This window comes from Hymenobacter sp. YIM 151858-1 (genome assembly GCF_025979705.1).
Lineage (GTDB): Bacteria > Bacteroidota > Bacteroidia > Cytophagales > Hymenobacteraceae > Solirubrum.
The window spans coordinates 524106-539223 of sequence record NZ_CP110136.1 but is presented as its reverse complement, the minus strand read 5'-3'; the positions used below and the strand labels follow the sequence as shown (position 1 = coordinate 539223).

Here is a 15118-nt window from a genome sequence, read left to right as displayed (position 1 = left end):
GCGGCAGTACGTAACACTGCTGGCACTATCCCGCAAACGGAAACGGGGCCGCGACTAACAAGTCGCGGCCCCGTTTCCGTTTTAGGCCGATTACCGAAGCGTTTAGCGCAACAGCACCAGCTTGCCCCACCCCTTCTTGAAGGCTTGCTCGGCCTTGGAGTTGGTAGTGCGGTGCTCAAATTTGTTCTGGGGGTCGTCCATCACCACGCGGTAGAGGTAGGTGCCATTGGCCAGCTTGTCGCCGTACTGGTCGGTGCCGTCCCAGGCGTACTCCGTGATGTTGTTGCCGATGTGCAGCGGGCCCAGCTCGGCCTGCATGATTTCGCGCACTACCTTACCCGAAATGGTCAGGATCTGAATCTTCATGTTGCGCGGCAGCTCGCTGCCCGTGAGCGTGAACACAAAGCGCGCCCGGCTGGTAACCGGGTTCGGGTACGGGAAGATGTTGGTGATGCTCGACGTATTGATTACCTCGAAATTCACCGCGTAGCGCTGCGCCCCGGCCTGGTTATCGGCCATGTCGCGGGCCTGCACCTCCAGCTTGTACACGCCATCGGCCAGCAGGCCGGGAGTGTAGTACACGCGCGTGCGGCCCGAAGCGGCATCGGGCACAAAGCGAATCAGCGAAGCATCCGTCATCGACACCTGCTGCGGGGCCTGGTTGGGGCGCGTCAGGAATACCTGCACCTTGCTTGGGTCGTCGATGGGGCGGCGCTTGTCCTCGTACTTCACGTCAACCAGGATTTCGGGCCGCGCCGATACGATGTCGCCGTTGAGGATGTGCACGCCATCGAAAGCCACATCTACCACCGGCGGCACCGACGTGTTGGGCGACTGGAAGCTCAGGTTCAGCTCGTTGTTGAAGTAGTACTGCTCGGGCACCTGGCGCGAGTTCACCTGAATGCGCACGGCGCCTTCGCCTTTAAACGTGCGCACATCGAGGCGGAACACGTAAGTAGCCACCGAGTCGGCTTTCAGCACGCGCGCCGATTGCAGCTCCACCTCTTTGCTCTGGCCGTTGGCGGCCGTTTCGCGCACGGTGGCTTTGGCCCACAGGCGCTCCGGAAAATCCACGGCCGATACGTTCTCAAACTTCACCGGAATATCGAGGAAGCCCGAGCTGGCGGCGTCGGCACTCAGCTTGGCCGGGGCGTACACGTTGGCGGGCAGCGTGGGGTGGTCGCGGCGCACCACGCCTTCGGGCAGCGGCGTGTAGGTTACCAGCCATTGCTTGAGCTGCGGGGCCGTGCGGTTTACGCTATCGGTCAGCACGGCTTCGAGCTGCAGATACGGGTACTGCTGGGCGCTTACGCCCGCCAGCGAATATGCCAGGTTGGTAACGCTTGGCACCAGTACCGTGCGGTTGTTCTGGGCATCGTAGCCCACCAGGCGCAGCGTGTAGGCGTCGGTAGCTTCCTGCTTCTTGATGGTGTGGTGAAGCGTTTGCCATTGCTGGGCCGGGCCAATGCGCGTGCTCACCACCGTGCCGGTGCCTGTGCGGGCACTCACGGTAGCGCCCAGGCTGATTTCCTGGCTTTGGCGCGGCGTGGTGCTGCCGGCATCGAAGGTGCGCTCCTGCGCCTGGGCCGGGAAGCCCTTGCGCAGCATCATCACCAGCGGGTCGCCGTCCTGGGCTTGCTTGATGAGGCGCGAACCTAGGGCCTCCAGCTCGTCTTTGAGGGCGGCATCCATGCTGCCGAAGCGCACGGTGTTCATGCTCACCAACGCCACATAGTGGCCGGCCGGCACATCGCGCAGAAACTGCAGCAGCTTGGCCTGCCCGCTGGCGGTGTTGATGTTGTTGCTGCCATCGGCGTAGAAGTGGTACAGCGGAGCCCCATTCTGGCCGCACAGCAGGTAGCCCGAGCCTAGGTTGCCGAGCTGCTGCAGCGTGCGGCCATCGTACACGGCGGCAATGATGTTGGGCGTGCCCGAGCGGATGGAGCCGCAGTTGTCGGTTTGGGTCGAGATATTATCGGTGAGCACGCCGTAGCCGGGGCGGAACGTGTTGCCGCCGCTGCCGCCACCGGCGGTTTTCAGCAGCACCGGCCGCGTACGCTCCTCAAACTGCCAGCGGCCCGAGGGCGCGTCCTGCGTCAGGCCGGTTTTCTGGTTCGAGGCCATTTGCCCGTAGTGGCTTTGCGACCACCCGCCGGGGCTGTTGCCGATGTAGCGGAACGAGTTGGTGGCCCAGCTTTCATCGAGCCCCTGGTTGGCCCCGAAGCGCACGCGCCAGTAGTACACCACCGAGTCGCGCGGGGCAGTGGGCGCCGGCAGGTTGGGGCGCCACTCCACCACATCGGTGGCCTGCACCGTGGTGCTGCGCACGAAGGGCGAGTTGAACGTGGCCACCGTATCGAGCTGAAACTCGAAGGTGCGCGGCTGGGCTTGCGGCAGGTTGCTTTGGGCCACCAGGCGCACGTTTTGCTTGCCCACAATGGCGAAGTTGTGGGGGTTGAGCGCCGTTACGCCGCCCTGCAAAAAGTTGAAGGTGGTGGTAACGGAATTGTTGTTTTCGTTGAGCTCGTCGATAGCGTTCGGGTCGTCGAGGCGCACCGTAAAGGTGTTCAGGCCAAACACGTTGCCGGTGTTGGTCAGCTCAAAATCGAGCACCTGGTTGTTGCGCCAGCCAGCAAACGTTTTGGAGGTGCGCGTGATGGTGCTGCCTACCTGGCGCTCCACCGTCACCTTTACCTCGTCGGAAGTGAATTTGCCGAAGTTGCTGGCAGCAATCTGCAGCTTAAAGCGCTGCGACGAGGCCAGCACCGGGCCGGGGTCGAGCGGCAGCACCTGCGCGCTGTTGGCAGCGTAGTCGGGCTTTTCGGGCGCGTACAACGACACGGCCGGGTCGCCCTGCCACGTGGTGTTCATCAGCATGCTCACCGCGTAGCGGCTGTTGGTGTACTGCGGAATAGCCATCAGGCGCTTGTTCACCTCGGTCTGAATCACCGTTAGCGGCTTGCCGTACCATTGCGGGTCGTTAAACATCAGCTGGTACAGGCGGTCGGCGTAGTCGTTCAGCTCCTGATCGATACCAAAGTCGGAGTCGGCCAGAAAGCCGATAGCACCTTTTTCGGGCACCAGCACCCACGATTCGCTAATGGAGCCGTAGGGCGTGTAGTTGTTGCCCACAGCGCAACCGAATGCCATAAACACGGGGTACTTGCCCTTGTTGGCGTAGCCGTTGCTGGCTACGGTAATGTCTTTGGGATTCAGGTCGAGGTAGCTATTGGAGGCGTGGCCGAAATAAGTAATCAGCGACACGCCTTTGTTGAGTTGCGGCGACAAGTCCACTTCAACCGGGTAAGGCCCTAGGTTGCTGCGGAAGATGTTTTCGACGTTGGCCCCGAACAGCGGCGCCTCGGCGCGGCTTTGGTAGCGGCGCAGGTATCCGTGAAACTGATCGAACTCGTTCTGGCGGATGCCGCCCCCTAGGTGCAGCACGTTCTTGCGCCAGGGCTCAACGCCCAGGGCCTCGTGCTCCTTCAGCTTGTTGAGGTAGCTGAGCACATCGGTGGGCGTTTGGGCGGCCAGGCGCCCGGTAGGTATTCTCGGGAAGTAGGAGTCGTTCTGCCAGTCGGCCGTGAAGAAGATATCGGAACCGCCGCGGGTACTGGCCGGTACCAGATCGGGGAACGTGGCGCGGGCAGCCGTGGAGGCTTTGCGGTAGAAGGTGCCGCCCCAGCCTTCGGTAATCATTACGCCCTTGCCCAGCAGCAACAGGTAGCGGTTGGCCACCGGCGCCGTGAGCATGTACTGCGCAAAGCGCCGCACCGCCAGCGGCGACCGTTCGCCGTAGTGAAACTGGTCGTAGAGCAGGTCGCTGGTTACCACCAGGGTATCGTAGCGGCCGCCGGCGTTGGAGGCGCGGTAGTTGGCGTATTCGCGCACGGGGTTAGCCACGTTGCCCACCGAGCGCATCAGGGCACCGCTGCTTACAATCAGGAAGTTGTGCGAACCCGGCGAAATGGGCCGGAACCGCACGCGCACGGCGGGCATGGGCACCTCGGGCTGCGCGGCATCGGCCAGCAACAGCTGGCGCGTGCGGCCAACGGCCGAGGGGAACGTGAACACGCGCGCATTACCGGCTCCGGCTGCGCCAGCGATGCGCTGCACGTTGGCCGGATCGGTTACGTCGTACCCGATTACCGAAGCCGGAATACTATCAAGCTGGTAGCTGGCGGGCCCGGCCAGGGTAGAGTCGTTGAAGACCTGCAGCGCCGCCTGCCCTGCCTGCCACGTGGCCGTTTGGGGGTGCACCACCCGGATGTAGCCTACCCGAAACTTGTCGGCAAAAGGGGCGGCGGGGTTGCTCACCGCCACTTTGATGCCTACCCGGCCGTTGGCTCCAATGTCGCTGCGCTGCAGCTGGTACCGCACCCGGCGCACGGCATAGGGGCCGTAATTAACTGGTGTAGCCGTAAGCAAACGTTCGGCGCCGTTGCCACCGGCCACGGCCGATACAAGGGTGTTGTGGATCGAGGGCGAAGCCCCTACCAGCAACACTTCTACCCAAGGCATAGCGCCCTGGGCCGAACGGCGGCCAATGCCGTCGAGCTGATACGTGAAGCTGGTGAAATTATCCCTGCCGATAGCACCGCTTAAGAAACCCTCGCCGCTATCAGCCCAGGGCATAAAGGCCACTTGCGCATCGGTTTGGCCGTAGTGGTAGTCGCCGTTGTCGAGCAGCAGGCGCGGCTGCAGCCAGTTGCCGTGGCTGCCGCTGGCCGTGGCAGCGGGCTCGGCCATGCGCTTACCGGCCGAATTGGCCGACCACGTCAGGAAGTAAGCGGCCGTGTCGGTAAACAGGCTGTAGAGCTGGTGTGGCTGCTCGGCGGCCGTTTTGTACATGTCGCGGTCGAGCTTGCCGTCGTTGCGCTGGCCGTAAAACTCGAGGTAGGTGGTGGCGTCGAGCTGGGTCTGGTTGCCCCCGCCGTACATAGCCACCTCCTGCCCGCGGCGCCACAGCTGCAGGCGCCGGGGCTCCACGCCGCTCAGGCCCAGCCGCGAGAGGTAGGCCTGATCGAGGCGGTAGAGGCCGTCCTTGATAATCTTGATCTTGTAATACGTCTTGTTGTGGTCGATCCACTCGTTGCCGTATTGCCGCGATTGGGCCAGCGTCGACTGGGCTGCCCCCAGCACCAACATCACCAGCAACATGCTCCACCGCCACAAGCGGGGTGCGTATAGGTTGTTCATAGCCTTGCTATTCATAAAGCCAGCGGCGGCACCTAGGCGCCACCGCTTCCTGCAAATCCTGTTTTACTTAAATGCGTAGCCCAACGACACCATAATGGAGTTGGCCTGCGAGCTTTGGCCCAGCCGTTCGATGGCCAGCCGCGACAACGCCAGATCGAGGCGCAGGCCGCTCAGGGCCACGCCCACACCCAGGGTTGGCTGCACCTTCCATTCTTCCTTACCGCTAAAGGCCTGAATCTTTTGCACATTGGTGGCCCCGCCGCGCAAAAACAGCAGGTTGCGGTAGCCGATTTCGGCTCCCACGTGCGGCGCAATGCTCACGAAGCTGCTGGAAATAGGCGTGTTGCGCTTGCCGTCGGTGGTAATTTCCAGATCGGTAGCCACCACGGCAGTTAGCTCGCCGGGCAGCTTAAACGAGCGGCTTACGCCCAGCACAAACCGCGGCAGCGTTATCTCGGTGCTGTTGCTAGGCACGAAGTCAAGCGTATCGATGGTGGGCTGAAACTTATCGGCGTTGATCTGCCAAGTGTTGTAGGTGGTGGTGATGTCGCGGGCCATCAGGCCGAAGCGCCAGTTGTTGCGCTCGTACTGCGCGCCGGCATCAATGCCAAAGCCCCAGGCGTTGGCGTAGTCGCCCACGTTGCGGTAAATGATTTTGGCGTTGGCGCCCACCTGTAACCCCTCCACGGCCTCCAGCTTGCGGGCGTAGGACAGCAGCAAGCCGTAATCGGCCACCGAGAAGTACGTAATGCGGTCGTAGGAAACCTGGTTGTACTCGTTCACCAGCGCCCGGGTATCCGGAATATCATCAACCCCTACCCGAATGATGCTGGCCCCGATGGCGCTGCGCGCGTCGAGCGGCATCGAGAAAGCGGCGTAGTCGTTCTTTACGATGCCCGAAAACAACTCCGAGTGCATCAGCACGGCGTCGTACTTGGTTTTTTGGCGCAGCAGGCCGGCCGGGTTCCAGTAGCCGGCCGTGGCGTCGTCGGCCAGGCTTACCTGGGTGCTGCCCATGGCCAGGGCGCGGCCGCCCACTCCTATCGACAGAAAGTCGTTGCTGTACTTGGGGGTATTGTCGCGGGGAGGCTGGGAGGATTGTGCCTGCGCCGCCGCTACCCCCAACAGCGGGGTAACCAGCAGCGCGGTGATAGAACGACGGAAGAAGTGTGTCATAGAATAACGAAAAAGCCTGCTTACCAACGGGCTTTCACAACGCAAGTTACTTATTTCTAGTGCAGCGCTGGGCCCGGGCCTCCTCCTTTCCCACCATGGCAGGTCAGCTGCAAGCCAAAGCCGATTTGGGCTGCAGAAGTTTCAGGCCTAGGTGCATTTTGCTGCCGCGGCCCCCCTGAGCTGCAAGGCTACCCGGCACCTAGGGCAGGCGCGCCGCAAACAAGCAGCTGATTGTCAACGGCCTTTTTAATCGGAACATCGTGAAACAAAAATTATTTTAACCAAGTACCTTGCTTTACAAAGTACCTGCTTTTATATTTGTACCATACTTCACCGACTACTGCCCGCAAAGCCTATGAAAGTCGAAAACACCCAAGTGCAGATGCGGAAGGGCATTCTGGAATTCTGCATCCTGGAAATCATTGCGCGGGGCGAGGTGTATGCCTCCGACATGCTGGAGGAGCTAACCCAAGCCCGCATGATTGTGGTGGAGGGGACGCTGTACCCTCTGCTCACCCGCCTGAAGAATGCCGGCCTGCTCGATTATACCTGGAAGGAATCGAGCAGCGGACCGCCCCGCAAGTACTACACCCTCACCGAGGTGGGGCAGCAGTTCTTGCACGAGCTGCGCCTGACGTGGGAGGAGATTGAGGACTCGATCCAGATCATCCGCTCCAAGCCCAACGGCAGTTCCTCCCCCAGCGTCGCGCCGGCCGGCGCCTCCATCTGACTCACCACCCCTACAGTTGCAGCACTGCGATGAAAAAAAATATCAGCATCAATCTGCAGGGCCTGATCTTCCACATTGAGGAAGATGGCTACGAAGTACTCCAGCGCTACCTGCAGGACGTGAAGGCGTACTTCAGCACTTACCGCGGACACGAGGAAATCGTGGCCGACATCGAAGGACGCATCGCCGAAATCTTTGCCGCCCGCCTTTCCAGCACCAAACAGGTTATCACGTTTGACGACGTGGAGGCCATGGTCGCCAAAATGGGCCGCGTGCAGGATTTTCAGCAGGATGGCCAGCTCGACGATGACGACGATGCCGCCGACACCGCCAGCTACGGCCAGCCCCTAGGTGGCGGCGCCTACGCCGGCACCAGCACCGCCACGGCCCCCGCGCCTACGGTGGTGGAGGAACCCCGCCGCCTGTACCGCGACATGAGCAACCGCCGCGTGGCGGGCGTGGCCGCCGGGTTGGCGCGCTATTTCAACATCAACCCGCTGTGGGTACGCCTCATCTTCGTTGGCTCGCTGTTTTCGCCCATCATCGGCGACTTTGTGGGTGCCTTGCCGGCCATCAGCCTGCTCACCTACGCGGTGCTCTGGATTGCGCTGCCCAAGCGCTACGACGACCGCCCCATGCCCGACGATGACGTGACGCGCAAGCTCTTCCGCGACACCGACAGCGGCTCGATTGGCGGCGTGGCCGCCGGCCTGGCAGCCTACATGGGCATCGAGGTAGCCATTCTGCGCATCGTGTTTGTGCTCAGCATCTTCCTGGGTGGCACGGGCCTGCTGCTGTACCTGATTCTGTGGATGGTGGTGCCGCCTGCGCGCACCCTGTCCCAGAAGGCGCAGATGCGCGGCGAAGCCGTAACCCTGTCGGGCCTCGAGCAAAGCCTGCGCAACCAGGGCACTACGCCCGTCAGTAATCGCCCGGTAGGTGCTTTTATTGAAGAGCTGGGCCGCGCCATTCGGCCGGTAGCCCGGGTGCTGGGCACCGTAGTGCGCGTGTTCGTGGGCCTGATGTTTATCCTGACGGGCTTTGCCCTGCTCATGGGCCTGTTGATTGTGGCCGGCGTGGCCGTAGGCCTGCTGCCCGAGTCGCAAAACATACAGTTGGGCAACGGCCCTGCCTATGCCGTGCTGGCCGGCGTGCCGTGGTGGTTTGTGGTAAGCGGTTTTCTGGCGGCTGGTATTCCGGTGCTGCTGCTGCTCTCGTCGGGCATTGGCCTGCTGATGCGCCGCTGGTTGCTGGGCCGCACGCCTACCCTGATTTTGCTGGGCCTCTGGATGCTGGGCATCGTGGGCTCGATTGCCGGCGGGGTTCGTACCTCGCAGGAGTTTCAGGAAGAAGGCAGCTACACCGTAAACCGCACCCTGGGTGCGCTGCCGGGCAATACCGTTACGCTGGATGCCCGCCGACTTGACTACGATTGGGATATGCAGCCCGAAATCATGTTTGCGGCGGCCGATAGCGGCAACGTGATTGCCTTTACGCAGGAAGTGCGGGCCCACGGCCGCACCTTCGAGGATGCCACCAACACCGCCCGCAACTCCATTGCCTACCGCGCCGTGCTGCGCGATTCGAGCGTGGTACTCGATAACCGCTTCTCGTTCCGGCCGGGCGCTATTTTCCGGGCCCAGGAGCTTGATGTAACGCTGCGTCTGCCGCGCAACAAGCAGTTCCGGATTACGCCTGCTTTCGCGCATTTGCTCGACGATTACAACTTCCTGAACGACCAGCGCCCCGACGATGCATCAAAGCACCTGTACCGCCTGCGCGGCAACCAGCTCGAATGCATCGACTGCACCCCCACCGATTTTCCGCAACCCGACGAAGACGGCGAGGAAAGCTACGAGGGCGAGTTCGACAGCAACGGCGTGCGCATTGACGTGGACACGGACAACGACGAGGTGGATATCGACGTGGACCTGGGCGACATCGACGAGTTCTCGACCGACCCGGCCGATTACGGCGACGCCCGCCGCAACTACACCGAACGCGACTTCAGCAAAGTAGAAGTCAACGGCGCCTACCACGTGGTGCTGCGCCAGGGCAGCGAGTACAAAGTGCACGCCTACGGCACCGACCGCGAGCTGAACCAGCTGGACGTGCACCGCAACGGCGACGAGCTGGTGGTGCGCCCCCGCCGCAACAACCTCTTCGGCAACTGGCGCCGCACCGATGGCGACGAAGTACTGGTGGAGGTAACGCTGCCCACGCTGCGCAACCTAGAGCTGGCCGGGGCCGTGAAAGCCGAAGCCTCGGGCTTCGACGACCTGGGCAGCCTGGAGGTGGAGCAGGCCGGTGCCAGCCACCTGCGCTTCAACGGCAACTGCAACCTGCTGTCGCTCGATTTGGCCGGTGCCTGCAAATCGTCGCTGAGCGGCCGCGCCGAGCAGCTGCGCATCGAAGGCAGCGGCGCCTGCCAGGTGCAGGCCAGCGAGTTTCCGGTGAACAACGCCGAGGTGGAGCTGACGGGCGTGAGCAAAGCCCGTTTGCAGGTAGTGCGCCAGCTGCGCGCCGATGTATCGGGCGCCAGCCAGGTGGCTTACAGCGGCAACCCCACCAACGTGCGCAACAACAAGTCGGGGGCTTCCAAAATCACGCGCGTGGAGGAGTAGCCTCCAAAAACAAAGCCCCGCGCCAGGTATTCAATTACTACGCTACTCCTTAACTTACAGGTGTATCCTTCGTCGGCCAACTGCGTAAGCAGGGGCATGAGACTGAACACCTACCGCTACAACTCGACGAGTTTAGGGGCTCCTTGGTGAGTGAATGGTTGCCCCCGAGGAGACCTTTAACCTTTCGCGCTGCAACTGGAAGGTGACGGTTTCCTCGAACTCGCAGCGGGTGCTCTGTCTGACAGAAAAACAAAACGACGTGCCAGTGCTGGCACGTCGTTTTGTTTTTCCTAGGTAGTTAGGCGCGGCTTTAGGGTTGGGGCTGCGCGGCAGCGCCCGCCGCACCGGCGGGCTTGGGCTCGAGCCCTTTGCGGCGGCCCAGCGCCAGCAAAAAGGCGTAGGCTTCGTCGAACTCGTTGCGCACCTGCCCTTCCAGAATGGCCTCCAGCAAAGCGTCCTTCAGCTCGCCCACGGTTTTGGAGGGCGACAAGCCGAAGGTTTGCATAATTACCTCGCCGGTAATCACCGGCTTAAAGTTGCGCAGGTGGTCTTTCTCCTCTACTTCTTTCAGCTTCTCCTCTACCCGCTCGAAGTTGCGCAGGTAGCGCGCCACGCGCTGGTGGTCCTTGCTGGTAATGTCGGCGCGGCAGAGGGTCATCAGGCGGTCGATGTCGTCGCCGGCCTCGAAGAGCAGGCGGCGCACGGCCGAGTCGGTAACGGTTTCTTTTACCAGCGCAATGGGCCGCAGGTGCAGCTTCACGAGCTTTTGCACCATGCGCATTTCCTCACCTAGGGGCAGCTTCAGATCGGCGAAGATGCCGGGCACCCAGCGGGCCCCTTTGTCTTCGTGGCCATGAAACGTCCAGCCTACTTTCGGGTCGAAACGCTTGGTGGGCGGCTTGGCAATGTCGTGCAGAATGGCGGCCCAGCGCAGCCACAAGTCGGCTCCGGCCTGCACCACGTTGTCGAGCACCTGCAGGGTGTGGTAAAAGTTGTCTTTGTGGGCGTGCTGTCCGCGGCGCTCCACCCCTTGCAAGGCAGCCATCTTCGGGAAAATGAGCTGCAGCAGCCCGCTGGCAAACAGCAGCTTAAAGCCGTAGCTGGGCGTGGGCGCCATGATAATCTTGTTCAGCTCGACGGTAATGCGCTCCTGCGACACAATCTTGATACGCTCCTTGTTGCGGACGATGGCGTCGAAGGTGTCGGGGTCGATGTCGAAATTCAGCTGCGTGGCAAACCGGATGGCGCGCATCATGCGCAGCGGGTCGTCGGAAAACGTAATGTCGGGGTCGAGCGGCGTGCGGATGATCTTGTCCTTCAGGTCCTGCACGCCGTTGTACCGGTCGATCAGGGTTCCGAAGTCCTCAGCGTTCAGGCTCAGACCTAGGGCGTTGATGGTGAAGTCGCGGCGGGCTAGGTCTTCCTCAAGCGTTCCAGCCTCTACCTCCGGCTTGCGGCTCTCGGCGCGGTAGCTCTCCTTGCGGGCGCCCACAAACTCCAGCTCAATCTCGGGCGTAGGCAGCATGGCCGTACCAAAGTTCTTGAACACGGTTACGCGGGGCCGGTTGGGCAGCTTTTTGCCTACGGCCTGCGCCAGCCCGATGCCGTCGCCCACGCACACCACGTCCACGTCCTTGCTGGGGCGCTGCAGGGCCAAGTCGCGCACGTACCCGCCAATTACATACGCCGGGTAGCCCAGCTCCTGGGCCGCATCGGCAATGGTTCGGAACAAGGGCAGGTCGGGCAGCTGGGGCGGCAGATTCATGCGCGGGTAAGTAGGTGAAGCCACAAAGGTACGGCAGATAGCCCAGGCCTTCGGTTTTGACGTCGGCTACCTAGGGCCAAATGCGGGTGTAGCGCAGTCCGAGCACAGCCAGCGCCACCAATGCCAGTTGCTGCTTCGTACCACACCCCGACAACGGCAGGTTAGTCGCGCAAAACCTCCAGCGAGCCGTCGGGCAGCACGCGCACCACCCGCGAGGGCACGGTGCAGGTTTCGTCCTGGCGCCAGCTTACCACGTGGTCGGCGGCGCGTACAATGGCCGGGTCGATGTCCTTATAGGAAGCCGGCGCCGGCTCTCCGCTGCGGTTGGCCGAGGTAGATACCACCCCGTGACCCAGGCGGCGCACCAGCTTGTGGGTAAACTCGTCGTGGCGCACCACGCGCAGGCCCACGGTGCCATCGGGGGCCAGCAGGTTGGGTGCCAGGTGGCGGCTGCCCTTTACTACGTAGGTGGTGGGGCGCTCCTGCCGGGCCAGCAGCTCGCCTAGGTTGGCGGGCACCTGCTCGGCGTAGCGGCCAAACATGGTTTCGTCGGCTACCAGCACAATGCAGCCCTTGCCTTCGGGCCGCTGCTTCAGCTTGTAAAGCTTCTCGACGGCCCGCGGCACCTCGGCGTCGCAGCCCAGGCCCCACACCGTATCGGTGGGGTGCAAAATAACGAGCTGCATGATCAGCGCATCCACGGCGGCGTCGACCTCGTTCAGCATCTGTTTTGTACTCATGGCACTAGTCGACTTCGATGTCGGCCGAGGTGATTTCTTGGCACAGCTCTACCAATACGCCGTGCGCGCTTTTGGGGTGCACAAAGCACACAAGCTTGTTGTCGGCCCCGCGCTTGGGTTGCTCGTTGAGCAGTTGGAAGCCCGCTTCGCGCAGGCGCTGCATCTCGGCCCGGATGTCGCTCACCTCAAACGCCACGTGATGAATCCCCTCCCCTTTCTTCGCCACAAACTTGCTGATGGCGCTTTCGGGCGTGGTACCGCCCAGCAGCTCAATTTTGGAGCCACCCACCCGAAAGAACACCGTATCCACGCCCTCGCTCGCCACGGTTTCGCGCTTGTAAGGCTCCATTCCGAGCAAAGTGGTGTAGAGCGCGGTGGCCGCTTCCAGGTCGTTAACGGCCAGGCCTAGGTGTTCCAGATTGGTAAACATGGGGGTTCAGATAAAGGCTACGGCCGGTATGCCGAGCTTATTTGGATTGTGTCTACTTTTGTGGCGTAAAAGTAAACCTACGCGTCAACTTTGCTGTTCTAGTGGCGAATCATTCTCCGCTAGCTACCTTTACGCCGACAATAGTAAGCACCATGCTTAAGCTGCCCATTTACCTCGACAACAACGCCACCACCCCGCTCGATCCGCGCGTGCTGGAGGCCATGTTGCCTTATTTCACCGAGCATTTCGGCAACGCCGCCTCGCGCAACCACGCCTTTGGCTGGCAAGCCGAAGAAGCCGTGGATTATGCCCGCGAGCAAATTGCGCAGCTGATCAACTGCGACCCCAAGGAAATCATCTTCACCTCGGGCGCAACCGAGTCGGATAACCTTGCCATCAAAGGCGTGTACGAGATGTATGCTCAGAAGGGCAACCACATCATCACCGCCACCACCGAGCACAAAGCCGTGCTCGATACCTGCAAGCACCTCGAAAAGCTAGGTGCCCGCGTTACCTACCTGCCCGTAAACGCCGAAGGCCTCATCGACCTAGGCGAGCTGGAAGCCGCCATGACGCCCCAGACCATTCTGGTGAGCATCATGTACGCCAACAACGAAATCGGGGTAATTCAGCCCATCCGCGAAATCTCGGCCATTGCCAAAAAGTACGGCGCGCTGTTCTTCACCGACGGCACCCAGGCGGTGGGCAAAATCCCGGTCGACGTAATTGCCGACGGCATCGACCTGATGTCGTTCTCGGGCCACAAGATGTACGGCCCCAAGGGCATCGGTGCGCTGTACGTGCGTCGTAAGAACCCGCGCGTGAAAGTAACCGCCCAGATGGACGGCGGTGGCCACGAGCGCGGCATGCGTTCGGGCACGCTCAACGTGCCCGGCATTGTGGGCCTGGGCAAGGCCTGCGAGGTAGCTCGCCTGGAAATGGACGCCGACACCCAGCGCATTTCGGCCATGCGCGACCGTTTGGAGCGCGAGCTGCTGACGCTGGAAGAAAGCTACGTGAACGGTTCGCGCGAACACCGCCTCCCGCACACGGCCAACATCTCGTTTAAGTACGTGGAAGGCGAAGGCTTGATGATGGGCGTGAAAGACCTCGCCGTTTCGTCGGGCTCGGCTTGTACTTCGGCTTCGCTGGAGCCTTCGTACGTGCTCAAGGCCCTGGGCCTGAGCGACGACCTGGCGCACTCCTCGCTGCGCTTCGGCCTGTCGCGCTTCACCACCGACGAGCAGATCGACTACGCCATCGGCCACGTAAAAGAAGCCGTAACCAAGCTCCGCGAAATGTCGCCGCTGTGGGAGATGTTCAAGGAAGGCATCGACCTGAACTCGATCGAGTGGGCAGAACACTAAGATCAGTTGGCGAGTTTTGAGTTTGAGAGTTAATGAGTTGTCCTCAACTCACCTGCTCCGCTCTCAAACTCTTAAACTCCTAAACTCCATAACTCTCAAACTTTAAGTCCGTCATGGCTTACTCCGATAAAGTAATCGACCACTACAGCAACCCGCGCAACGTGGGTACGCTGGATAAAAGCAAGAAAAACGTAGGCACCGGCCTTGTGGGTGCTCCCGAGTGCGGCGACGTAATGCGCCTGCAGATCGAGGTTGACGAAACCACCAACATCATCACCGATGCCAAGTTCAAGACCTTTGGTTGCGGCTCGGCCATTGCCTCGTCGTCGCTCGCTACCGAGTGGCTGAAGGGCAAATCGGTGGATGAGGCCCTGGCCATCGACAACATGGAGATTGTGGAAGAACTGGCCCTGCCGCCGGTTAAAATCCACTGCTCGGTGCTGGCCGAAGACGCCATCAAGGCAGCCATCAACGACTTCCGCGTGAAGAACGGCCTGCCTGAACTGGAAGCCGCCAAGTCGCACCATTAATAGGGTTGTCAGTTGCGAGTTGTTAGTTGTCAGGGCGGCAAGACCGAACTGATGCACTGGCAGCTCGCAACTGTTATCTGACAACTGACCACATGGAGGTTTCGCACGACGTTCACGTTGAAAGCGCCCGCATTCAGCGGCTGATTGAGGACACGCTGGGTATGCAGCCCGGTAATCTGCTGTTCGACTACCGCCAGCTCGACGGGCAGGTGCGCCTCGACCTGATTACCGTTAATCCGCGCCACCACCAAAGCTTTCTGTTTCGCTACGAGGTTGGCTACGACAAGCTCGATGCGCTGCGCAAGATGCTGGCCTACGTCCAGAACTTCCGCGACAACGAAAGCTCCTACACCCTGCAGTGGCGGGCCCGCGGCGAAAAGGAATTGCAAACCTCCTATTTCCGCGCCCACAACGTGTACGAAGCGCTGGACAAGCTTTACTACGGCCGCGATTTAAACACCATCACGGTCTTTAGCGTTGTCCTGAATCCTTCTTCCTAGCGTAGTGAGTAATTAGTATAGGGCATCGAGACACCTTCTCTCGCTGCTTTATGTCTT

Annotated in this window: 10 protein-coding genes; 5 read left to right on the top strand and 5 right to left on the bottom strand. The window is 61.4% G+C overall.

Going from position 1 to position 15118, the window contains the following annotated elements; all coding sequences use genetic code 11:
- Positions 1–102: 102 nt before the first annotated feature.
- Positions 103–5199: a putative type IX secretion system sortase PorU2 gene (gene porU2 / locus OIS50_RS02250; protein WP_264692704.1), complete on the bottom strand. Its 5097-nt coding sequence runs from the start codon at positions 5197–5199 to the stop codon at positions 103–105.
- A gap of 63 nt (positions 5200–5262) precedes the next feature.
- Positions 5263–6375, bottom strand: a complete 1113-nt coding sequence (locus OIS50_RS02245; protein ID WP_264692703.1) for a putative type IX sorting system protein PorV2 — start codon at positions 6373–6375, stop codon at positions 5263–5265.
- Positions 6376–6730: 355 nt separating this feature from the next.
- On the opposite strand from OIS50_RS02245, the gene OIS50_RS02240 reads away from it, so the two are divergent.
- Together OIS50_RS02240 and OIS50_RS02235 are read left to right on the top strand one after the other, a co-directional pair.
- Entirely contained in the window at positions 6731–7105 is a 375-nt protein-coding gene (locus OIS50_RS02240) for a PadR family transcriptional regulator (protein WP_264692702.1), read from the top strand.
- A 29-nt stretch (positions 7106–7134) separates the two neighbouring features.
- On the top strand, positions 7135–9729 hold the full coding sequence (locus OIS50_RS02235) for a PspC domain-containing protein (protein WP_264692701.1): 2595 nt from the start codon (positions 7135–7137) through the stop codon (positions 9727–9729).
- Positions 9730–10039: 310 nt separating this feature from the next.
- Here OIS50_RS02235 and OIS50_RS02230 read toward each other — a convergent pair whose 3' ends face one another.
- The 3 genes from OIS50_RS02230 to mce form a co-directional block, all read right to left on the bottom strand.
- Positions 10040–11494: a CCA tRNA nucleotidyltransferase gene (locus OIS50_RS02230; protein WP_264692700.1), complete on the bottom strand. Its 1455-nt coding sequence runs from the start codon at positions 11492–11494 to the stop codon at positions 10040–10042.
- Positions 11495–11655: 161 nt separating this feature from the next.
- Entirely contained in the window at positions 11656–12234 is a 579-nt protein-coding gene (locus OIS50_RS02225; protein WP_264692699.1) for an L-threonylcarbamoyladenylate synthase, read from the bottom strand.
- Between the two features lie 4 nt (positions 12235–12238).
- Complete coding sequence (gene mce, locus OIS50_RS02220) at positions 12239–12664, bottom strand: methylmalonyl-CoA epimerase (RefSeq protein WP_264692698.1); 426 nt, start codon at positions 12662–12664, stop codon at positions 12239–12241.
- Positions 12665–12816: 152 nt separating this feature from the next.
- On the opposite strand from mce, the gene OIS50_RS02215 reads away from it, so the two are divergent.
- The 3 genes from OIS50_RS02215 to OIS50_RS02205 all read left to right on the top strand — a co-directional run bounded on the left by OIS50_RS02215 (position 12817) and on the right by OIS50_RS02205 (position 15061).
- Positions 12817–14031 (top strand): IscS subfamily cysteine desulfurase, encoded by a 1215-nt coding sequence (locus OIS50_RS02215; RefSeq protein WP_264692697.1) that lies wholly within the window; start codon positions 12817–12819, stop codon positions 14029–14031.
- A gap of 113 nt (positions 14032–14144) precedes the next feature.
- Entirely contained in the window at positions 14145–14561 is a 417-nt protein-coding gene (gene iscU, locus OIS50_RS02210; RefSeq protein ID WP_119443525.1) for a Fe-S cluster assembly scaffold IscU, read from the top strand.
- Between the two features lie 92 nt (positions 14562–14653).
- Positions 14654–15061, top strand: a complete 408-nt coding sequence (locus tag OIS50_RS02205) for an ATP-grasp domain-containing protein (RefSeq protein ID WP_264692696.1) — start codon at positions 14654–14656, stop codon at positions 15059–15061.
- The last annotated feature ends 57 nt before the right edge of the window (positions 15062–15118 follow it).